This is a genomic window from Amycolatopsis sp. CA-126428 (assembly GCF_002904335.1).
Taxonomy (GTDB): domain Bacteria; phylum Actinomycetota; class Actinomycetes; order Mycobacteriales; family Pseudonocardiaceae; genus Amycolatopsis.
Genome location: NZ_PPHF01000134.1, coordinates 19,313 through 40,518, shown reverse-complemented (window position 1 = coordinate 40,518; position 21,206 = coordinate 19,313). Strand labels below are relative to the sequence as shown.

Genomic DNA, 21,206 nt, shown 5'->3' with positions numbered 1-21,206 from the left:
CACGCTGGCCGACTCGTCGGTGATGGACCTGATCTCGTCGGGCCTGAAGTCGGGCAAGTCGGAGGAGTGAGCAAACGTTTGGTGAGCTACCGAGCGCCGTCCGAGCCGAACCCGCCTCACCGCGGCGAAACGTCCGCGACAACCGTACCTGCGCAACGGCTGAGCACGCCGTGCCCGTCTGCAAGCGGCACATACCTTATCCGGGCAGGAGCGACGCGGCGACGACGGCGGGGGGCAGTTGATGCGATGCTGACGGGGTGTCTCCACGAGTCGGCTCCAGCTCAGGCCACAGCGGCAATCCGGAACTGCGGCGCGCCGCGATGCAGCGGCTGATCTCCGAAGCCGGGTTCATGCGGGTGGACGATCTGGCCAGCGAGTTCGGCGTCAGCATCATGACCGTGCACCGCGACCTCGACACGCTCACCCAGCGGGGGTTCCTCCACAAGGTCCGCGGTGGCGCCACCAGCGCACCGACCGTGACGTTTCACGGAGACCTGCAGCATCGGATGCAGGCCGAAGCAGCCGCGAAGAGCGCGATGGCCGCCGAGGTGGTCGCGTCCGAGATCCGGCCGGGCCAGGTCGTCGCCCTGGACGACAGCACCACCGCACTGGCCGTCGCGCGTCTGCTGCCCGAGCGGGCTCCGCTCACGGTGGTGACCCACTTTCTGCCGGTGATCCGCACGCTCGCCGGCCAGGTCGACATCGAACTCATCGGGCTGGGTGGCCGGTACGTCGCCGCCTACGACTCGTTTCTCGGACAGGCCACCGCCGTGGCGGCCGCGGACCTCAGCACCGACGTCCTGATCATGTCGACGACCGCGGTGACCGGGGGAACTTGCTTCATCCAGTCCCAGGACACCGTCATCACCCGTCGCGCCCTGATTGCCGCGGCGTCCCGCACGATCGCCCTGATCGACCACACCAAGTTCGGTCGCCGGGCGCTGCACCGGCTGGTCGACCTGCACACGATCGACCGCGTCATCGTCGATGACGAGACTCCGTCGAACGTCCTCACCGATCTCCGCGGACGAGGAGTCACCGTGGACGCGGCCCGCCATCAGAGTGATATCTAGTGTTAAGTTAACGGTTACTCAAGATCAGCGATCCACCTCGAAATATCGTCTTGAACAGTAGATATTACTTTCTGCCATCTTCGGTCACTGTGTCACAATGTTAGAACTTGCTAAGTCGAGCTCCGGTTGGCTGTAATACGGATCACGGCACGCACTGCAGCGTGCCAGGGCATCCGGAGGAGCACCCATGACCGCAAGCGGTCCCGCGGGTCGTCCCGTCGTGGTGTGTCTCGACGCGGGAACCACGGTCATCAAGGCGGCCGTGTTCGACGAAGACGGGCACGAACTGTTCGCCGTCAGCCGCGGCACCACGGTGTCGCACCCCTCCCCCGATCGCGCCGAACAGGACATGGACGCCGTCTGGGAGGCGGCCTCTTCCGCGGTCCGTGAAGCGGCGGAACGTCTCGACCGCCCCGTGGAATTCCTCGCGCTGACCGCACAAGGAGATGGCGCGTGGCTCGTCGACGGGCGCCATCGGCCACTGCGGCCCGCGGTGCTGTGGAACGATGGGCGTGCTGCCGGCATCGTCGAAGACTGGCGTGTGCGCGATGTCCTCACCGAGGCGTTCCGCATCAACGCATCCCTGACCAACGCGGGCCTGCCCAACGCCATCCTGCGCGCCTTGATCGCCGAGGAGCCGGAGACGACGGCCCGCGCGGCCGCGGTGCTGACCTGCGGGAGCTGGCTCTTTCTCCGGTTGACCGGAGTGCTCGGCATGGACAGCACCGACTCTTCGGCGCCTTGGCTGGACCTTCGGCTCGCTCAGCACAGTGACGCGCTTTTCGAGCTGTACGGGCTCGGTCCGCAGCGTCACCTCGTGCCACCTCTGCTCGGCGCCGCTGACCGGGTACAGAAGCTGACCGCCGAGGCCGCGGGCCTGCTGGGGCTCCCAGCGGGACTCCCGGTCGTACTCGCTCCCTACGACATCGCCTCCACCGCGATCGGCTCCGGAGCGACCGAGCCCGGTCACGCATCATGCGTGCTGGGCACGACGCTGTGCACGGAAGTGCTGGTGGACAGCGTCGACACCACCGCGCAGCCGGCCGGTCTCACACTCGCGCTCGACACGCCGGACCTCCTGCTGCGAGCGTTCCCGACCCTGGCCGGCTGCGGGGTCATCGACTGGCTCGCCGGCCTGCTGGGGTTGCCCGCTCCGGGCGCGGTGACCGCGCTCGCCGGACAAGCCTCCCCTGGTGCCGACGGTCTGCGGATCCTGCCGTACTTGTCGCCGGCGGGCGAGCGAGCACCGTTTCTCGACCTCAACGCCAGCGGCCTGATCACCGGCGTGAAATTCGGACACCAACCGGAGCACTTCGCACGTGCTGTGCTGGAGGGCCTCGGACACGTGATCCGCGACTGCCTGACCGCCGCGCCCGGCCACCCCACGCAGCTGCGGTTGTGCGGCGGCGGTGCGGCCAGCAGCTCGTGGTGTCAGATGATCGCCGACATCACCGGGATCCCCGCGATCGTCACCACCGACAGCCAGGTCGGTGCCAAAGGCTCGTTCGTCCACGCCTCGGCGCTGCTGGGCCGGTATCCGGATCTCGCCACCGCCGCGGCCGCGCTGATCCGGACACGTCAGCGATTCGACCCGGTACCGGAGCTGACGGGGTTCTACGACGGGGAGCACGAGGAGTTCCTCACCACACGCGAGATGGTTTCCGTCCGCTGGCCGCACTGGCGCACGCACCCGGACGCCGGGGCGGCCTCGGAGGTGGGAACACATGCTTGAGCACCCGACCATCGATGCTGTCTGGATCGGCTTGGACCTCGGCACCCAAAGCTGCCGAGCGCTGGCGGTCGACGACGGCGGCGTCACCATCGCCCACGCGGCGCGCCCGCTGCACGGCCACCGGGACCACAACCGGCACGAGCAGGACCCACGTGCCTGGTGGACCGCCGCCGCCGATGCCCTCGCCATCGTCACCGCGAAGATCGGCACCCGGCCGGTCGGCGGTGTCGCGGTGTGTGCGACCTCGGGAACGGTCCTGCTCACCGGCCTCGACGGAACGCCCCGCACCCCCGGACTCATGTACGACGACGCCCGTGCCGGCGCCCTGGCCGGTGAAGCGCAGGACGCGGGGGCCGATCTCTGGCTGAAACTCGGCTACCGGATCCAGCCGGCGTGGGCTCTCCCGAAGCTCCTGTGGTGGCGGGACCAGGGCCTGCTCACCGGCGATGTCCGGCTGGCTCACCAACCCGATGTGGTGGCCGCGGCGCTGACCGGGCACGCGGTCGAGTCCGATTCCAGTCACGCGCTCAAAACCGGTTACGACCAGCTCGACCGCTGCTGGCCACAAGCCGTCCTCGAGCGCCTCCGGCTCGACCCGGCCGTCCTCCCGCCCGTGGTTCCTCCCGGAACGACGCTCGGAGTGGTGTGCCACGACGCGGCCGAACGAACCGGCCTGCCCGTCGGCACGCCCGTCGTGGCCGGGATGACCGACGGGTGCGCCGCGCAGCTCGGCGCCGGCGCCCTGGTTCCCGGCGAGTGGAACTCCGTCCTGGGCACGACATTGGCGCTCAAAGGTGTCAGCACCACGTTGCTGCACGACCCGACCGGAGCCGTTTACTCGCACCGCGCACCCTACGGCGACCTGTGGCTGCCCGGCGGCGCGTCCAGCAGCGGCGCTGGTGCGGTGAAGTCCCTGTTCCCCGGTGCCGACCTCGCGATCCTGACCACGGCCGCCGCCGAGGTCGCCGAGGTCCCGCTGTGTTACCCGCTGACCGGACGGGGGGAACGTTTCCCCTTCGTGGCCCCCCAGGCACAGGGATTCCTCGGCAACGGCGCGCTCGACCGGCCTGGCACCGGCACCGGCGCCGCGCGGGCTTTCGCCGCGGTGTGCACAGGTGTCGCGCACGTCGAGCGGCTGTGTTTCGACGTCCTGCGCGGCGCCGGCGCCGACGTCGCTGGACCGATCAGCTTCACCGGTGGCGGGTCGCGCAATCCGTGGTGGAACCAGCTGCGTTGCGACGTGCTCGGCGTGCCGGTCCGATTGCCCGACGACCCGGAACCCGCCCGGGGGATGGCCGTCCTGGCCGCCGGTGCCGCCGGCGGCGACATCCCGGCCGCTGCGCGACGGTTGGTCCGCGTGCGCGACACCCTCGAACCCGACCTGGCCCGAGGTGCCGCGCTGGCCCCGGGCTACGACGCCTTCGTCACCGCCCTCGCCGACCGCGCGTGGTTGGACCCCGACGTCGCCAACCAGGCCAGGCAGCGCAACCTGATCCGTTTCGCCGACCGCTGAACCACTCCGAGAAGGACTACCTCATGGCACCACCCGCCCCCATCTTGCTCGCCGGCGACCACTTCGTGCTCAACCGTCTGCTCGCCGAAGCCCTGAACGCCGAATCCGGTCCTGACGCCTGGGCCGTGCGCGAACTCGCGCTGCCGTGGCCGCACGAACCGTTCCGCGCCATCGCTGAAGTCGACGAGGCTTCCGGATCGGAGGACGCCCTGATCGAAGCCCTGCAGGGTGTCCGCGTGTGCCTGACCCAGATGGCGCCGCTCACCGAGCGGGTCCTGGCCGCGTGCCCCGACCTGGAGTTGTTCGCCATCAGCCGCGGCGGCCCGGTGAACGCCAACCTCGGCGCCGCCACCCTGCACGGCGTCGCGGTGACCTACGCCCCCGGGCGCAACGCGGTCTCCACCGCCGAGCACACCCTGGGTCTGCTCCTGGCGGCGATGCGCCGCATCCCCGACAGTCACATCAGCGTGCTGCGCGGACAGTGGAAGAGCGACCTGTACGCCTACGACGCGACCGGGCTGCAGGTCCACGGCTCCACCATCGGCCTGGTGGGTGCCGGCGCCGTCGGTGGTCACCTGGCCACCGTGCTCACCGCGATGGGTGCGCGTGTCCTCGTTCACGACCCCTACGTCGATCCCGCCGCTCTTCCGCGGGGAGTCGTGGTCGTGCCGCTGCCGGAGCTGCTCGCCCGCTCCGAAGTCGTGTCCCTGCACGCTCGGTTGACCCCGCACACCCACAAGCTGATCGGCGCCGCCGAACTGGCGTTGATGCGGGAAGGTTCGGTTCTGGTCAACTGCGCTCGCGGTGGGCTGCTGGACTACACCGCGCTGGCCGCCGCACTGCGCGACGGGAAGTTGTTCGCCGCGGCCCTGGACGTCTACGACATCGAACCCCTGCCCGCGGAACACCCGATCCGCGACGCGCCGCACGTGGTGCTCACACCCCACCTCGCCGGCGCGACCAGAGGCGTCGCCCAACGCGCCGCGGCCATGGTCGCCGACGAGGCGGGCCGCTGGCTGCGCGGTGCGGAGCCGGCGTACTGCGCCAATCCCGACGTCCTGCAGCACCGCCGTCAACCGGCGTCCACCCCCACCGATCACCGCTGAACGGAGCACCTGACATGAACACTTCGAGGAAGCTCACCCTCGTCGCGATCACCGCCACCCTGGCGTGCGTCACGAGCGCTTGCGCCGACACCGCAGGCAGTCCCGGCGCCACCGGCGACGCCGCCCAGGCCAAGATCGCCTTCCTGATGCCCGACATCGCCTCCACCCGCTACGAACTGGCCGACCACCCACTGTTCGAGGCCAAGGTCAAGCAGCTCTGCGCCGGCTGCTCGGTCATCTACGCCAACGCCAACGCCGACGCCGCTCAACAGCAGCAGCAGGCCAACTCCGCCCTGGCCCAAGGCGCCAAGGTGATCGTGCTCGACCCGGTCGACTCGACCGCGGCCGCGACCATCGTCAACACCGCTCACGCCCAGGGCGCGACGGTGATCGCCTACGACCGCCCGATCCCCACCATGCCCCCGGACTACTACATCTCCTTCGACAACGAGAAGATCGGCGCCAAAATCGCGCAGTCGCTGGTCGACCACCTCAAGCAGACCGGCGCCCAAGGCGGCATCCTCGAGGTCAACGGCTCCCCCACCGACGCCGCGGCCGGCCTGATCAAGAAAGGCATCCACAGCGCCCTCGACACCAGCGGCATCAAGCTGCTCGCCGAATTCGACACCCCCGACTGGCAACCGGCCAAGGCCCAGGACTGGGTCAGCGGCCAGATCACCCGGTTCGGCACGCAGATCGCCGGCGTGGTCGCGGCCAACGACGGCACCGGCGGCGGCGCGATCGCCGCGTTCAAGGCCGCCGGCGTGAACCCCGTCCCCCCGGTCACCGGCAACGACGCCGAGCTCGCCGCCGCGCAGCGGATCGTCAGCGGCGACCAGTACAACACCATCTCCAAGCCGATCAAGATCGTCGCCGAAGCCGCCGCCGACATCGCCGTGCAATTCGCCCAAGGCAAGAAGCCGACCGGGGCGACCACGCTGTTCAACACCCCGACCCAGCTGTTCGACCCGACCGTCGTCACCACCGGCAACCTCAAGCAAGCCCTGGTGAGCAGCAACGAACTGAAAGCGGGGGCCATCTGCACCCCGCAGTACGCCGCCGCGTGCGCCCGCGCGGGCATCGCCTGACCGACGGGGAACAGCGAGGAGATCATGTCTTCCATCACCAACAGCGCGGGCATCCCGGACCGCCCCATCCTGTCGCTGGCCGGCATAGACAAGAACTTCGCCGCGGTGGCAGCGTTGACCGATGTCCACCTCGACGTCGCCGCCGGGCGGGTGACGGCCATCGTCGGTGACAACGGCGCCGGAAAGTCGACGCTGGTCAAAGTTCTCTCCGGCGTCCACCGCGCGGACGCCGGCACCATCACCTTCGGTGGCGAGCAGGTACGCATCACCAGCCCGGCGGACGCTCGCCGGCTGGGCATCGCGACGGTCTTCCAGGACCTGGCCCTGTGCGAGAACCTCAACGTCGTCGAGAACCTGTTCCTCGGCCGGGAACTGCGCCGCACCCGGCTCGACGAGACGACCATGGAGACCCGGTCCTGGGAACTGCTGAGGCAGCTCTCCGCGAAGATCCCCAGCGTGCGCGTCCCGGTCGCGGCGCTGTCCGGCGGGCAGAAACAGACCGTGGCGATCGCCCGGTCGTTGCTGGGCGATCCCAAGATCATCATCCTGGACGAGCCGACCGCGGCCCTGGGCGTGGCTCAGACCGCCGAAGTGCTCAACCTCATCGAGACGCTTCGCCAGCGCGGCCTCGGCGTGATCATGGTCAGCCACAACATGGACGACGTCCGCGCCGTCGCCGACCACATCGCCGTCCTGCGCCTCGGCCGCAACAACGGCGTGTTCGACGCCGCGACCACCTCATCCGAACAGATCGTCGCCGCGATCACCGGCGCGACCGACAACGCGGTGACCCGGCGCACGGCACGGACCGCCGCCGCGGCCAGCACGAACGGAGTCGGCAACGATGACTGAGATCAGCACACCCACCCCGCCCGCGCGCACCGACATCGACCGTGCCGACGAACGCCTGCGCGACGACGCCGGCGTCCGCGGAACCCTCACCGCCTTCACCGGCCGGATCCGCTCCGGCGACCTCGGGGTGCTGCCCATCATCATCGGCCTGGTGATCATCTGGACGGTCTTCCAAGCCCTCAACCCGATCTTCCTCTCCAGCGCGAACCTCGGCAATCTCGCCGTCGAATGCGTGTCGGTCGGCGTCATCGCGCTCGGCGTGGTCTGCGTCCTGCTGGTCGGTCAGATCGACCTCTCCGTCGGCTCGGTGAGCGGATTGTCCGCAGCGGTCACGGCGGTCACCTTCGTCAACCAGCGCTGGCCGTCCTGGCTGGCGGTCCTGGCCGCACTCGCGGCCGGAGCGGTGATCGGCTGGCTCTACTCCCAGCTGCTCACCCGGTTCGGCGTACCCAGCTTCGTCGGAACCCTCGCCGGTCTGCTCGGCTTCCTCGGCCTGCAGCTGTACCTGCTCGGCAGCAAGGGCGCGATCAACCTGCCGTTCGACTCGCAGCTGGTGTTCTTCGCGCAGCTGGCTTTCGTGCCGGCTTGGCTGTCCTACGTCCTGGTGGTACTCGCCGCCGCCGCGGTGTTCTTCACCGGTCTTGCACTGGCTCGTGAACGCCGAGTGGCCAAGCTGTCCGCGCGATCCACCTCGCTGCTGGCCTTGCGCAGTCTCGCGGTCCTCGCGGGTCTGGGCTTCGCCGCGTGGTACCTCAACCAGAGCCGCGGTGTCGGGTGGATGTTCGTCGCCTTCGTCGGCCTGGTGCTGGTCTTCCACTACCTGCTGACCCGCACCGGCTGGGGCCGTTCCGTCTACGCCGTGGGCGGCAACGCCGAAGCCGCCCGGCGTACCGGCATCAACGTCACCAGGGTCTACACCTCGGTGTTCATCCTCTGCTCGACCCTGGCGGCGCTCGGCGGGGTCCTCGCCGCCGCCCGCCTCGCCGCGGTGAACCAGGCCAGCGGCGCCGGCGACGTCAACCTCAACGCGATCGCCGCCGCCGTCATCGGCGGCGCGAGCCTCTTCGGCGGACGGGGAAAAGCATCCGCCGCCTTGCTGGGCATCATCGTCATCCAGTCCATTTCCAGTGGCCTGACCCTGCTCAACCTCGATTCCTCATTCCGCTTCATGGTCACCGGTGCCGTCCTCGCCGTCGCCGTGTCCCTCGACTCCCTCGCCCGCAAGTCCCGAGCAACCCACGGGGCCGCCTGAGCCGCCACCGTCGGCATGGGAGCGACCGGCAGTCATCGCCCCAGGAACAGCATCAACCAACGGGAGGCATCCAGGTGACCGACGTCGTGCTGGTGCGCCATGGTCAGTCCGAGTGGCACGCGGACAACCGCTACGCCGGCCGCAGCGACATCGACTTGACCAGTACGGGCCGTCTGCAGGCTCAGCGCTTGGCCCGCTGGGCCGCGACGGCGGGACTGTCGGCATGTTTCAGCTCTCCGCTGCGGCGAGCACGCCAGACACTCGTCCCGGTGTGCGAGCGGACGAATTTACCGGAGCGAATCGACGACCGCTTGCGCGAACTCGACTTCGGTGACGGCGAGGGACTGACCGCCGGCGAAATGGCCCACCGGCTGGGCGAGCGGTGGACGGAGTTCACCCGGGACCCGGTGGGCCATCACCTGCCGGGCGGTGAAGACCCGGTCCGGGCGATCGAGCGGGCCCTGGCTTTCCTCGACGACGTTGCCGACGAATACCCGAACGGCCGCGTCCTGATCATCGGCCACTCGACCTTGATCCGGCTCCTGCTTTGCAGACTGATGGGTATCCACCTTGCCGACTACCGCCGGGTGTTTCCCACCATGCGCAATGTCGGTTTGACCGAAATCCGGCTCACCGGCAACACCGGCGCTCTGCTCCAATTCAACGGCGAGCCGGCGAGCATGAGGTAGCGCGGCGTGTTCTGAGTGAGGGTCGATATGTCTCGAATATCCGGCTATCACCATCCACAGTCAAGGACGACCAGTCATCACCGGCTGCGTCGAGCCGGAATCCGCGTCCTCGGGTCAGCACGATGCGCTTGCTGCTGTCGGCCGGCAGCGACCAGTCGCGTTCTACCTCGGACAGCGGAATCGGTTCATCCCCGACGGCGAAGCGTCCAAGCGACCATCGCCTTGGAATATCCTCGCTGCACGAGTATATTAAGGGGCGATGACCACAGCCCAAGCACGACACTGGCGTTCGGCCGCCGACGCGCTGTCGGTGCTACGCCGCGAAGCGGTTCTCACCCGCCCCCAGCTGGGCCGGCACCTGGGTCTCGACAGCGGCCCCACCTCCGACCTGGTCAAACGACTGACTCGAGCCGAGCTGGTCGTCGAACGCCGCGCCCCGGCGACCGGCCCCGGGCGGCCGACGACCACCGTGCACGCCCACCCCGCGGGCCCCTTGACCATGGTCGTCGACGTGCGACACGGCGACTGGCGCATCGGGACCTGCGACCTGGCCGGCGAGGTCACCATCGCAGCCACCGGCCGACACGACGGCACCGACCCGGAGACACTGCTCGACCGCCTGAGCGCGCGGATCGCGCCGCTCACCGCGTCCCTCAAGCCCCGAATCGTCGGAGTCGGGGTGGCGATGCCCGGACCGGTGGCCGAGCACCTGCTAGCGCAGATGACCATGCTCGGCTGGCACGACCTGCCGATCGCCCGCATCGCGCCCGACCCGGACCTGCCGGTGGTGATGGGCAACGACGCGACGATGGCCGCAGTCGCGGAGGCCCGGCTCCACAGCCCGCACCCGTACACGCTGTTGCACGTGGTGGTCGAAGTCGGTGTCGGTGGCGCCTTCATCGTCGACGGCCGGCCCACGCCCAGCGCCCGCGGGCTGCACGGCGAATTCGGGCACCTGCCCTTCGGCGACCCCGCCGCCGCATGCCCGTGCGGCGCCCGCGGCTGCTGGACCGTCGCCTTCGACGCCCCGGCGATCGCCCGCCGCACTCACGTGCCAGCCGAGCCCGATCCCCGCGCATGGCTCCACCGGCTCTACACCGACCCCGCCCCCACACCGGAAATCCGCGCGACCCGTCTCGCGCTGGCCGTCGACCTCGGCCGCGGGCTCGCCGGGCTGATCAACGCCCTCGATCCGGACCTGATCACCCTCGGCGGCCTCGCCGCACACCTGCGCGATGCCGCGACGGACGAATTCGACCGCGCCGTGCACGACGGGCTGATGATCGTGCACCGCGACCCACCGCCCCGCATCGTCACCGCGCTGTCCGGAGCGGACGCGGCCCTGATTGGCGTCGGGCTCTCGGCGTTCGACCGTGTCCTGGACGCCGAGATGCTCGCGCGCTGGGCCAGCCGCACACCGGTGTCCCGATGAGCCGCCACGACCGAGCCGCTCCCACCGAGCCGAAGGCGGCAGTCTACCGGCGTGACGGCGCGACGTGGGCAGCATTCGCGGCGTTATTCGCCTTCGGCATCCTCTTCGCCGCCCTCGGCCCGGTTTTGCCGTATCTGCGGGAGATCGAGCACACCTCATATCTCCTCGGTGCGCTGCACCAGGTCGCGTTCGCCCTCGGCAGCCTGGCCGCCGGCATCCACGCCAGCCGCTCCCGCACGCCGCGGCGGCCCACTATCGTCGTCGGCCTCCTCGCCGCGGCCGTCTCCGGTGTACTGCTCGGCTACGGCCGGGCGCTTGCGGTGACGCTGACCGCGGCTTTCCTGCTCAGCGCCTTCGCCACCGCCGCCCTCATCCGGCTCTGGGCGGTGCTGTCCGACCTGCACCACCGCCACCGCGCCGTCGCGATGACCGAAGGCGAAGGCGCTGTCAGCGTGGCCGGCATTGTCACCCCCGCCGTCGTCAGCGCCTGCGCCGCCACCGCCCTCGGCTGGCAGTTCTCCTTCGTCATCGCCTTCGCCCTGGTCGCCGCCGCAGCCATCGCTCTGCGGCGCACCCGCATACCCGATACCGCGCCGGCACCGGACACCGCGCGTGCCGGTAGTGCGGCCGGGTCGACACCACTGCGGACCCTGACGACCGTCGTCGCGGTGGTCGCCCTGGAGTTCACGATCAGCTTCTGGGCCGCCAGCTACCTGCACGATGACGTCGGTATCGGCCGGGACACCGCCGCCGGTTTGGTCAGCGTCCTCTACGCCTCCAACTTCGCCGGCCGTCTGCTGGCCAGCCGCCTCGCCCGGCACCTGTCCACGACGGCGGTCCTTCGGTTGTCGCTGCTCACCGCACTCCTCGGCACCCCGATTCTTCTCGCCACCAGCAACCCGCTACCGGCGACCGTCGGGCTCGTGATCACCGGCATCGGAATCGGGGGCACGTTCCCGCTCGCCGCCGCCCTGCACGTCGCCGCCAGCCCCCGCACCGCCGATCAAGCACTCGGCCAGATCCTTACGGTCGCTAGCCTTGGCCAGGTCACCGGTCCCCTGGTCGCTGGTACGCTCGCTCAGCTCAGCAACCTGCGCGTCGGTCTGCTCACCCTCCCCGCTGTCGTGCTGATGGCGACAGCCAGCACCCGTACGTCGCGACGAACGCACAGTCCCGAAGCGACCGGATAGTCCGACCTCCGACAAACCCGGGCCGTGCGTGCTGCCCTCGACCGCATGGACGGAGCCTCAAGCTGATGCCGCGGAAGGCTCGAGTTCCCGCGCCTGTAGGAAAGTCCGCTCGAGGATCACGGCCTTGTTGCCCGGAGATCGTTGGCCCTCAGCTTCGCGCCGGGCGCTCCACCTGTCGCTGACCTCGCTGCGGGTCACCACGTCGCCAGCCGCGAGGCGGCCGACAGCAGCGCGGAGGTGGAACAGGTTCTCGCACCGGCGGTTGGCGAACGCAGTGTTCGTTGCAACCGATACGCGGCTCAGAGCGGGTGCGCCTCAGAGATTCGTTTCACTGCGGCTCGGTGACCTGGAGGACGATCTTGCCGCCGGGGTGTGGTGATTGGCTCAGTTGGATGACTTCACGCCAGTCGGAGAGGGGATGATGCGGGCGACGGGGATACCGAACTGCCCCTCGGCCGCGAGCTGGCTGCACTCCCCGACAACGTCGTAGCGGTGGCCGAGAGGTCCTTCGGTGAATGCGTCGCGGGCGCCGGATCCGTGTGCCTGCGACAGGTTGCTAATGGTGAGGACTTGGTGGGGGTCGGTGACCGTGCGCAGGAGTTCCGGGATGGTGGCGTCGTCGTGCGGTGAGACGTCGAGGACGACGTCGACGGGCCCGCCCGCCAGTTCGCGGACCCGTTCGGCCATGCCCGTGCCGTAAGCGGTGACCTCGGCTCCGGTGGCGCGCAAGGCTTCGGTGTGGGTGGGGCCCGCGGTAGTGAGCACCCGGGCCCCGGTCAGGCGGGCGAGGGGCACCGCGGCGAAGCCGCCGGTGGTGGTGCCGCCATTGACGAGCAGGGTCGTGGCGGGGGTGACGCCGAGCAGGTCCAGGCCGAGTTGCGCGGTGTTCACGGCCATGGGCAGCGCAGCAGCGGCCGCCGGCTCGAGGGCGGGTGGCCGCGCTCAAGCCCCGGGGCTTCGGCGACGCACCCGCGCCGATGCCGACGCTGCTGCACTCAGAGGAGGCGCTGCTCGCGCAGATCAGCGGGGACAACGGGGAAATGCCGCCCACATCACCATGCCGGGTCGACCGCGAGCTGTCAGACGGCGACGCGCTGCCATTGGGCGACGGAGCCGTCGTCGTGCACGGCCCCGGGCACACTCCAGGCGGTATCGGCCTGCACCTGCCCGGCCCACGGGTACTGTTCACCGGCGACACGATCTTCGAGAACAGCGGCGCGCTGATGCTCGGTCCGTTCAACCTCGTCCGGGACCGAGCCGCGGCATCGTTCCGGCTGCTCGCCGCGCTCGACTCCGACATTGCGTGCTTCGGCCACGGCGAACCGGTGATCCAGGAGGCGGGGGAGCGCCTGCGCGCGGTGCGCGACCTGGGCCCGTTCGCCGCCTGAGACCCCGAACGGCGCCCGCCCGCAGGGCGGGCGCCGTTCGGGGACCGGCCAGCGCTCAACCGTCAATACCGGCATTCGACGACAGTGGTGAGGAGTTGGCGCGCGGAGGTGGCGTAACGGATCGTGGTCTTGTCCGACCGCGGCCAAGCTTCTTCACAAGCAAGTCGAATCTGTGCACGGGCGCGGCATCCATCGATTGTGTCTCGTTCGCCGTGGGCATCCGATGCCTCCTCGATGACGGTCCACGCCGACTCCGGCGCACACGACAGGTTTCAGCTGGTTGCGGAAGGCCGCAGTCAGGCATCCGGAGATGGCGGAAAGGGGAACCGCTGGGCTTCTGCAGTCTGTCGCTCCCGATCCGTCACAAAGCGCTCCAGAAAGGCGACCGTGGCACTGACGGTGGTCGTGGTCATCGACGGTGCTCGGTCGAATTCGTGGTTCTGGCCGGAGTACAGGTGCAGGTCGGCCGGCACGCCGAGATCGGCCAGACGCTGGTGCAGCGCCATGCTCGAGCGCGCGTCGATTGCCTTGTCGGCTGTCCCGTGCTGGATGATCGTCGGAGGGAAATCCTTCTGCATCAGGTCGATCGGGCTGGCCGCGCGCAGGTCGGCCTGGCCGGCCCCAGCGGGGAACAGCATCCAGCTGGGGACTCGGCCGACGTCGTCCATCTCCAGCGGCAGAGACAGTGAACCTGCCGCGGGCGCGGGCACGTCGTGAAAACCGATGGCCGGGTAGTAGGCGACGACAGCTGCCGGTCGCAGCTCGGCGTCGAACGTGCCCGCCATCAATGCGAGGTGAGCTCCGGCCGAGTGCCCTTGCACCACGAGATAGTCCGGTGCAATTTCGAGCGTGTCGGCGCTCTCACGGACCCATGAACACGCCTCAGCGACGTCGCTTAGCGCCGCTGGCCACGCCGCGACGTCGAGCAATCGATACTGCGCCGCTACGGCGGTGAACCCGTGAGCTGCGAGCGCGGCCGCGCGCGTGTGGACAAGCTCCCGGGAACCGGACCGCCATCCGCCTCCGTGCAGGACCACGACCGCGCATCGACGGCTGCCAGCGCTAGGGCGGAACACATCCAGCGCCAGGCCGCTTCCGCCGGTCGTATGGTGCGTCTCGAAGTCGTGCGTGACCGTCATAGATACCCCTTGGTGATCCGAAGAATTCCGTCGACATCAGGCTGCTGGCGAGACGGTCGCCGACCTCAGGATGGGAGCTACCTTGCGACCGATCAGTTCGTGAGATCCGACGAGGTCCGCGTGCTCGAACAACGCGAAGTCGGTGAAGCACATCACCGCCCCGTAGCCGCCGGCCCGGCACTGCTCGACCAGCTTTTCGGCCACTGTCGCCGGCGAGCCGATGGCGAAGTCGTCAGGTTCATTCGCCATGGTGCGGACAGCGCGGTCGGTCGTCTCGAACGCTCTGCCCGAGGTCACACCGACCATGTCGCGGGAGGCTTCGTATTTCTCCTGCGCTTCGGCGTCCGACGCGGCGACGAACACCCTCCGGCGCAAGCCCAGCATCGACGGATCCACGGCCCGCCCCGCGGCGTGCGCGGCGTCGCGATACGCAGCGGCCACGGACGCGGCGATCGGCGTGGGCAGCCACGCCGTGCACAGCTTGTACCCCTTCTCCGCCGCCCACTTCGCCGAATTGGGGGACATGACGGTCGCCCACGTCGAGCAACCGGTTTCCGGCCGCATCGACGGGACCATCAGGACCTCCTCAAGGTTGGTGAACGCGTCCTGGTGGGTCACGATCGGGCTTTCGGCCGCTTTGCTCAGAAGGTCGGCACCGCTGTGATAGCGGGGCCGGATTTCTTCCGGCGGCAAGCCGGCCTTGATGGCTTCGGCGTCACCCGCGCCGGGCGCGATACCGGGTTCGAATCGGCCGCGCGTGATGTAGTCGAGCATGCCCACCTCCTCGACGTAGCGGCGCGCGTCGTGCAAGGCCAGCACGCTGCCCAGCGTCGTGAAGCGCAGGGTCTTCGTCCTGGCCGCGACAGCGGCGACCAGCAGGTGCGCCGACGGAGAAATGGAGACCGGGTCGAAGTGGTGCTCCGCGAACGCGAGGCCGTCGAATCCCCACTCCTCGCAGGATGCCCACAGGTGCATGTAGCGGTCGTAAGCCTCTTGATACTGCGTCGGTGTCGGTCGTTCCGCCGGACCGGTGTTCCCGGAGGTGAACAGGTAAAAGCCCCACGTCTCGATCATAATCGACCTCTCTTGGCGATTAACGTGTGGTAGCAAAGGGGAAATATCGTGCTTATTCGGCTCTTGCCGCCATGCTCAAGTCCAGCGCGTGGCCCATCAAGTCTCGTTTGGTGCGCAAGTACCGGACGTTGTGGACATTCGCCACGGTGGGAAGGCCCACCCGGCCGGCGATACGAAGTCCCTGTCCGTCCAGGCCCCGGTACTTGACAGGATTGTTGGTGATCAGCCGAATGGTGCGAATCCCGAGGTCATCGAGGATCCGGGCACCGACTTCGTAGCTCCGATCGTCGGCGGGCATTCCCTGGGCCATGTTGGCCTCGATGGTGTCCAAGCCCTGGTCCTGCAGGTCGTAGGCGCGGATCTTGTGGCCGAGACCGATGCCTCGACCCTCATGTCCGCGCAAGTACACGACGACGCCGCAGCCTTCGGCGGCGATCGCACGCAGTGCTTGCTCCAGCTGGACACCGCAGTCGCAGCGCAACGAGCCCAGGAGGTCCCCGGTGAGGCATTCGCTGTGCACGCGAACGAGGACACCGCTGCCGGTGGCGCCCGCAGCGGCGACGTCGCCCATCACGAGGGCGAGGTGTTCGGTGGCATCGACCGCGCGGTAGACGACGGCTCGGAACGTGCCGAATTCGGTGGGCATGGTCGCGCTGCTGATCGGCTCGACCGGCTGCTCGGCCGTCCGCAGACGCACAAGATCGGCGATGTCCAGCAGCGGGAGATCATGGTGATACGCGAATTGCTCCAGGTCGGTCCCGCGACGCATCGAACCGTCTTCGGCGACTATTTCGCTGATTACGCCTACGCCCGACAGGTCGGCGTCGGTGAGCAGGTCGACGGCGGCTTCGGTGTGTCCGGCGCGCTCGAGCACGCCTCCGTCGCGGGCGCGCAGCGGGAAGATGTGACCGGGGCGGCGTAGCCGCTCGGGACGCAACTTCGGATCGGCGAGGGCTCGCACCGTGCGCGCCCGGTCGGCGGCGGACACGCCCGTACCGGTGCCGGCCAGATCCACACTGACGGTGAACGCCGTGTCGTGATTGTCGGAGTTGTCGGCCACCATCGGCGGCAGTCGCAGTTCGTCGGCGCGGGCGGCCGGCATCGGCGCACAGACGATGCCGGTGGTGTGCCTGACCAAGAAAGCCATCTGCCGGTCCGAGATCAGTTCTGCAGCCGCGATCAGGTCACCCTCGTTCTCGCGCTCGGGCGCGTCTCTGACGACGATCATTCCGCCCGCGGTTAGCGCGGCGACCGCGAGCTGTACGGCTTCGGCGTGGGAACGGCTCATCGCCGGACCTCCAGAGGAATCAAGAGTGCGCCGCCCGGCTTCAGCACCGGGCGCGGCGAAACGCGAATGCGAACCTGCGTTCTGATATGATGACGTTGGTTTCGGCCGGCTGTCAAGCGTTTTGCGTAACTGTGGAGGGATCGCTCCACGACGTCTCTGTGCCGCGGCACTTCTGTTGACAGTCGCCACACTCAAGGCTGTTGACAGTCGGCACGCTCAAGGCTATACCAGAATAAGAATTCGTGTTCGTGTTCGTGTTCGAGTGGAGGTCAGCGGGCCTGACCGCCCTCTACCGCACTTCGTCACGTGATCCGGTTGCAGGAGAGCCCATGGGTGTCGAGCACGGTGAGTTCCTCGAGCTGCACGAAGAGCAGGTCGCGGAGCGCATCACTCAGCTCGCCCGGGCGGCCAAGGCCCTCCGGGAGGAACTGCCTGCGAGCGCCGCGGTCGCCGACGCGGAAAATAGCGACACCGCCTTCGGCATGCGGCGGGTGTGGGAGGAAGGCCTCTTCACCTTCAACCTCCCGCGGCGATTCGGCGGCGTCAGCGACGGCACACCCACCCGCTACACCGAAGCGTTCTTCGAGATCCTGCTCGACGTCGTCACAGGCGATTCGTCGGTCGGGATGAACCTCGTGGTGCAGACACTGGTGACGCTGGAGATCTTCGACGAGTCCAACGGCCTGCCGGAAAGCACAAAGGCAGAGTTCGCCCGGCTGATCCATGACGGAGGAGTGCGGTTCTGCGCGTCCAACGCGGAGACCGGCGCTGCCGGGCCAGTCATCGCCAGGCGGGTCGACGGCGGCATCGTCGTGACCGGAACCAAGACTTTCAACACCAACAGCGGCAGCGGCGGGTGGGCGAACGTGGGGCTGAAGATGACCGGCGAGGACAAGCGATACCACGCACTCGTCCCGCTCGATCAGCCCGGCGTGACCATGAAGCACGACTGGGACGTCATGGGCCAGCGCGGTACGCACAGCCAGACCGTCGTCTACGACGACGTGTTCGTCCCCGATGGATACTTCTACAAGGCACATGGGCCGAGGGGCGCATTGCTGCCGTATGTGTTCCTGATGCACGCGGCGATCCTGCTGGGTCCTGGCCTCGGTGCGTTCGACGCAAGTGTGAGCTACGTGCGGAAGCTGGATCGTCCCAGCCTCCCCGAATTCGCCAGCGCCGGCGAGGACGCCCTGATCCGCCGGCGCATCGGCGAGTTCGCCGTCGACCTCAGCGCAGCCCGCGCCGTGCTGCTGCGCGGCGCCGCCCAACTGGAACAGCTTCAGCCGGGTGATGACGTGACGGAGTTGTTCATCGAATCGATCGCCGCCAAGGTCGCCTGTGTGCGGGCCGCGCTCACTGTGACCCAGGGGATTTTCGACCTCACCGGCGCACGCAGTACCGCCAGCAAGTACCGGTTCGACCGCTTCTGGCGCAACGCTCGCACGTTCGCCACTCATGACTCCACCGACGCCAAGGAAGTCTGGCTCGGTGACTGGTACCTGTCCGGCAAGGAACCACCGATGGCTGCGATGCTGCGCGTGTGACCTCGCCGTCCGTCCGAGATTGAGGTTTCCGATGATTTGCACCCAGCCGCCCCTGCCCCTGACCGGCCGCAACCTGCCACCGGCGGACCTCGCCGCGAGGCCGTGCCGCGCCGAGTTCTCGCGGCAGCGGTGGAAGTGTCGCATCTGCCGCAACCGCAGCGGCTCGTCCCGGGTGTCACCAGCGATCGCGGCGTCAGCTACGCGGTCGAGATCGGGTGCCCGACGCTTCTGCTCGACGTGCACGCGGCCGCCGATCGGCCGGGCCTATCCCGCGGAGGTCTACGCCACCCGGCAGATACTTCGGCGAGGTTGAGCAGAATGGGTCCTTGGCCGTTCCTGCCGGCCGCCAGCTACGCCGTCGTTCCGGTCAGCTCCCGCCTCTCCGAGAAGGCCAGGTACCTGGCCGCACTGCACGATGTGAATGCCGCGATCCGGTGAGTCCGCGCCAACGGCGCCGGTTGTGGGCCGCCTACCGAGCGCGTCGCCGGCTGGGTCTCTTCGGCGGAAGGAGTCCTGTTCACCATCGCAGCGCTGAGCAGCGGCGTGCCCGATTCGATCTGGAAAGCACCGTCGGGCCGTTGCCCGGCGTGTCGAGCGAGCTCACGGCGGCCATCGACTTCTACGGTCCCACCGACTGGACGACCTAGCTGAGGACGCGCCGCTGGCGAAGCGATGGAATGGCCCGGAAAGCCTGGCTCGACCGAGAGCCGGTTTCTAGGCTACGAGCCGTCTGAACAACTCGAGCGGGCCCAGGACGCCAACCCGGTGAACCGGGCTCGTAGCGGCGTTTCGCCGGTGCCGATTTATTACGGTGACGCCGACACGGGCGTGGACAGGGACGAAGCCTGCGATTGCGCGAGGCGTTGCGCGCCGTCGACGCGGCCCTCGAATTCCTCGACATCGCCGGGGACAGGACACGGTGGGCCCGAGTTCGAAACGCCCGAGTCGCAGGTCCTTACTCCAAATTTTTCGGCCGGACGCTTGGCCGTGCCGACGACCACTCGTAACGGAGCCTCTCATGCCCGCATCACTGCTCGTCGGCCTCGACGGCACCTGCGCCCGGCCCTTCCGGCGAGTCCCCACTGCACGTCGCGCTGGCAGCCACAGGCATCAACGGCGCCCGCACGCGCCTGGTTGGCGCGGAGGCGTTGGCTGCCCTGCCGACGTACGACCCGACGCAGCCGGCAACCCGCGTGGTACTTGGCGTGGTCGCGCGCTCCGCGAGGCCGACAGCGTGATCATCTCGTCACCGGGCTACCCCGGGTCCGTGTCGGGCCTGGTCAAGGACACCTTGAACTCTGTCGGACAACTCCGCGCCGATCCGCGGCGCGATCTGCCGGGCCGGGCCGTCGGCTGCGTCGCCACGGCGTATGGGTGGCTGGCAGCCGTGACCACACTGCACCCGTTGCGAGCCATCGTGCACGCGCTAAGCGGCCGGCCGACGGTGCTGGGCCTTGCCGTCAACGCCGCGGAGTCCCCGATCGAGCCGGACTCGCAACCGTCCGGGCGAGTGCTTTCCCAGCTGCAGAGCATGGCCGATGACGTGAGGCAACTGAGCAGTCTCGCCGCCGCTCGGCCGGCCGATCCGATCCCCTCCGGCTTGGCCGGGTGAGCGGGCCGGTGACGGTGGCCGGACCGCCGAGCCCGCAGAGCCGGCGGATCACCACAGCGACCTTGATTGTGGTGTGCCAGAGTTTTCAATCCCTGGCCTATGCGGGCATCGCCCTGTTCCTCCCGCTGATCCGTAAGGACCTCGGCTTGAGCTTCGCGCAGGCCGGCGGCCTCGCGGCCGCGTCGATCGCGACGTACGCGGCGATGCAGATTCCGGCCGGCTATCTGGCCGACCGGTTCAGGCCGAAGCGGTTGTTCCTGTTAGGCACGGTCGGAACCAATCTGCTCGCGTTGAGCTTCCCGCTGTGGTCGGCGTACTGGCCGTTGGTGGTAAATCAGGCAGTCTCCGGAGTGTTCCGGTCCCTGATGTTCGCACCGGGCCTGCGCCTGATCACGGCGCAGTTCCCGTCCGGGCGCCGGGCCACCGCGATGGGTCTTTACGCGGCCGGGGGCTTCTCCTCCAACATCTTCCTCAGCTCACTCGGGCCTGTCCTCGTGCGGCCCCTGGGCTGGCGGCCCCTCTTCATCCTGTTCGCGATCTTCGGCCTGCTGATGGTCATGGTGTACTGGCGGGTCGGCGACGACGGTCCGCGGGCCGACGCCGCCACGCCGTTGCGACTGAGGGAGCTGGCCGGCCTCCTCAGGCAGCGGGTCCTGTGGCTCTGCGGAGTCATCCAGTTTGTCCGCGTGGCCGTGACCCAGGGCATCGTATTCTGGCTGCCGACTTACCTGGTCGTGGCCAAGGGAGTGACTCTGGAGACGGCCGGCCTGATCGTCGCGCTGGCCGCCGCCATCACCGCTCCCGCCAACTTCTTCGGCGGCTACCTCTCCGACCGGATCAGCCGCCCGCTCTTTATCATCGGCACCGCGGTGTCAATCCTGGCGGGCACTCTCACACTCCTCCCCTTGTCTCACGGCCTCCCCTTGATAGTCGCGATCGTGGCCTTCCAAGCGGTGTTCGTGCAGGTTTACTTCGGACCGCTCTTCGAGATCCCGATCCGCAAGCTGGGTGGCCGGGTCGCCGGTGTGTCGAGCGGATTCTCCAACACCTGCGCCAACGTCGGCGGCCTCACATCCGCCTACACCCTTGGCGCGGTCAAGGACGCGACCGGCTCGTTCGATCTCGGCTTCTACGCCATGGGCGTCATGTGCGTGGTGGCGCTGGGTGCCACTGCCGCACTGAGCAGGTCTCCGGACTCCGAGAGCGAGCTGGAGATCGCAGAAGCGTGAAC

18 protein-coding genes are annotated in these 21,206 nt (G+C 68.8%); 14 read left to right on the top strand and 4 right to left on the bottom strand.

What is annotated here, in order from left to right; all coding sequences use genetic code 11:
- The first annotated feature begins 257 nt into the window (after window positions 1-257).
- The 10 genes from C2L58_RS32460 (at window position 258) to C2L58_RS32415 (ending at window position 11,927) form a co-directional block, all read left to right on the top strand.
- Window positions 258-1,073: a DeoR/GlpR family DNA-binding transcription regulator gene (locus tag C2L58_RS32460; protein ID WP_233226065.1), complete on the top strand. Its 816-nt coding sequence runs from the start codon at window positions 258-260 to the stop codon at window positions 1,071-1,073.
- 187 nt (window positions 1,074-1,260) lie between these two features.
- Complete coding sequence (locus C2L58_RS32455; protein ID WP_103341478.1) at window positions 1,261-2,805, top strand: FGGY-family carbohydrate kinase; 1,545 nt, start codon at window positions 1,261-1,263, stop codon at window positions 2,803-2,805.
- Complete coding sequence (locus tag C2L58_RS32450) at window positions 2,798-4,318, top strand: FGGY-family carbohydrate kinase (protein ID WP_103341477.1); 1,521 nt, start codon at window positions 2,798-2,800, stop codon at window positions 4,316-4,318. Before C2L58_RS32455 ends, C2L58_RS32450 begins: the two co-directional genes overlap by 8 nt.
- A 23-nt stretch (window positions 4,319-4,341) precedes the next feature.
- Window positions 4,342-5,424, top strand: a complete 1,083-nt coding sequence (locus C2L58_RS32445; protein WP_103341476.1) for an NAD(P)-dependent oxidoreductase — start codon at window positions 4,342-4,344, stop codon at window positions 5,422-5,424.
- Window positions 5,425-5,438: 14 nt separating this feature from the next.
- The gene (locus tag C2L58_RS32440) at window positions 5,439-6,512 is read left to right on the top strand and encodes a substrate-binding domain-containing protein (RefSeq protein WP_103341475.1); all 1,074 of its coding nucleotides are present in this window, start codon (window positions 5,439-5,441) and stop codon (window positions 6,510-6,512) included.
- A 24-nt stretch (window positions 6,513-6,536) separates the two neighbouring features.
- Window positions 6,537-7,364, top strand: a complete 828-nt coding sequence (locus tag C2L58_RS32435; protein WP_103341474.1) for an ATP-binding cassette domain-containing protein — start codon at window positions 6,537-6,539, stop codon at window positions 7,362-7,364.
- Window positions 7,357-8,616, top strand: coding sequence for a sugar ABC transporter permease (locus C2L58_RS32430; protein WP_103341473.1), 1,260 nt, complete (start codon window positions 7,357-7,359; stop codon window positions 8,614-8,616). The genes C2L58_RS32435 and C2L58_RS32430 overlap by 8 nt, the downstream gene beginning before the upstream one ends.
- A 74-nt stretch (window positions 8,617-8,690) precedes the next feature.
- On the top strand, window positions 8,691-9,305 hold the full coding sequence (locus tag C2L58_RS32425; protein WP_103341472.1) for a histidine phosphatase family protein: 615 nt from the start codon (window positions 8,691-8,693) through the stop codon (window positions 9,303-9,305).
- 259 nt (window positions 9,306-9,564) lie between these two features.
- The gene (locus C2L58_RS32420; protein WP_103341471.1) at window positions 9,565-10,737 is read left to right on the top strand and encodes an ROK family transcriptional regulator; all 1,173 of its coding nucleotides are present in this window, start codon (window positions 9,565-9,567) and stop codon (window positions 10,735-10,737) included.
- Complete coding sequence (locus tag C2L58_RS32415) at window positions 10,734-11,927, top strand: MFS transporter (RefSeq protein WP_103341470.1); 1,194 nt, start codon at window positions 10,734-10,736, stop codon at window positions 11,925-11,927. The genes C2L58_RS32420 and C2L58_RS32415 overlap by 4 nt, the downstream gene beginning before the upstream one ends.
- A 384-nt stretch (window positions 11,928-12,311) precedes the next feature.
- Here the strand turns inward: C2L58_RS32415 and C2L58_RS32410 are convergent, their stop codons facing one another.
- Window positions 12,312-12,824 (bottom strand): hypothetical protein, encoded by a 513-nt coding sequence (locus C2L58_RS32410; protein WP_103341469.1) that lies wholly within the window; start codon window positions 12,822-12,824, stop codon window positions 12,312-12,314.
- 35 nt (window positions 12,825-12,859) lie between these two features.
- Between C2L58_RS32410 and C2L58_RS32405 the strand changes: the two genes are divergently transcribed.
- On the top strand, window positions 12,860-13,315 hold the full coding sequence (locus tag C2L58_RS32405) for an MBL fold metallo-hydrolase (protein ID WP_103341468.1): 456 nt from the start codon (window positions 12,860-12,862) through the stop codon (window positions 13,313-13,315).
- Window positions 13,316-13,611: 296 nt separating this feature from the next.
- Here C2L58_RS32405 and C2L58_RS32400 read toward each other — a convergent pair whose 3' ends face one another.
- From C2L58_RS32400 to ribA, 3 genes are read right to left on the bottom strand one after another with little or no spacing between them, the layout of a single operon-like run.
- Window positions 13,612-14,454 (bottom strand): alpha/beta hydrolase, encoded by an 843-nt coding sequence (locus tag C2L58_RS32400; protein WP_103341467.1) that lies wholly within the window; start codon window positions 14,452-14,454, stop codon window positions 13,612-13,614.
- A gap of 36 nt (window positions 14,455-14,490) precedes the next feature.
- Window positions 14,491-15,528, bottom strand: coding sequence for an LLM class flavin-dependent oxidoreductase (locus tag C2L58_RS32395; protein WP_103341466.1), 1,038 nt, complete (start codon window positions 15,526-15,528; stop codon window positions 14,491-14,493).
- A 52-nt stretch (window positions 15,529-15,580) separates the two neighbouring features.
- Window positions 15,581-16,816 (bottom strand): GTP cyclohydrolase II, encoded by a 1,236-nt coding sequence (gene ribA, locus C2L58_RS32390; protein ID WP_103341465.1) that lies wholly within the window; start codon window positions 16,814-16,816, stop codon window positions 15,581-15,583.
- A gap of 242 nt (window positions 16,817-17,058) precedes the next feature.
- Here ribA and C2L58_RS32385 point away from each other — a divergent pair, with 242 nt between their 5' ends.
- The 3 genes from C2L58_RS32385 to C2L58_RS32375 all read left to right on the top strand — a co-directional run bounded on the left by C2L58_RS32385 (window position 17,059) and on the right by C2L58_RS32375 (window position 21,204).
- On the top strand, window positions 17,059-18,363 hold the full coding sequence (locus C2L58_RS32385; RefSeq protein ID WP_146073721.1) for an acyl-CoA dehydrogenase family protein: 1,305 nt from the start codon (window positions 17,059-17,061) through the stop codon (window positions 18,361-18,363).
- A 1,018-nt stretch (window positions 18,364-19,381) separates the two neighbouring features.
- Window positions 19,382-19,975: an NADPH-dependent FMN reductase gene (locus C2L58_RS49980; RefSeq protein ID WP_103341463.1), complete on the top strand. Its 594-nt coding sequence runs from the start codon at window positions 19,382-19,384 to the stop codon at window positions 19,973-19,975.
- The gene (locus C2L58_RS32375; protein ID WP_199191552.1) at window positions 19,972-21,204 is read left to right on the top strand and encodes an MFS transporter; all 1,233 of its coding nucleotides are present in this window, start codon (window positions 19,972-19,974) and stop codon (window positions 21,202-21,204) included. The genes C2L58_RS49980 and C2L58_RS32375 overlap by 4 nt, the downstream gene beginning before the upstream one ends.
- Window positions 21,205-21,206 lie beyond the last annotated feature (2 nt).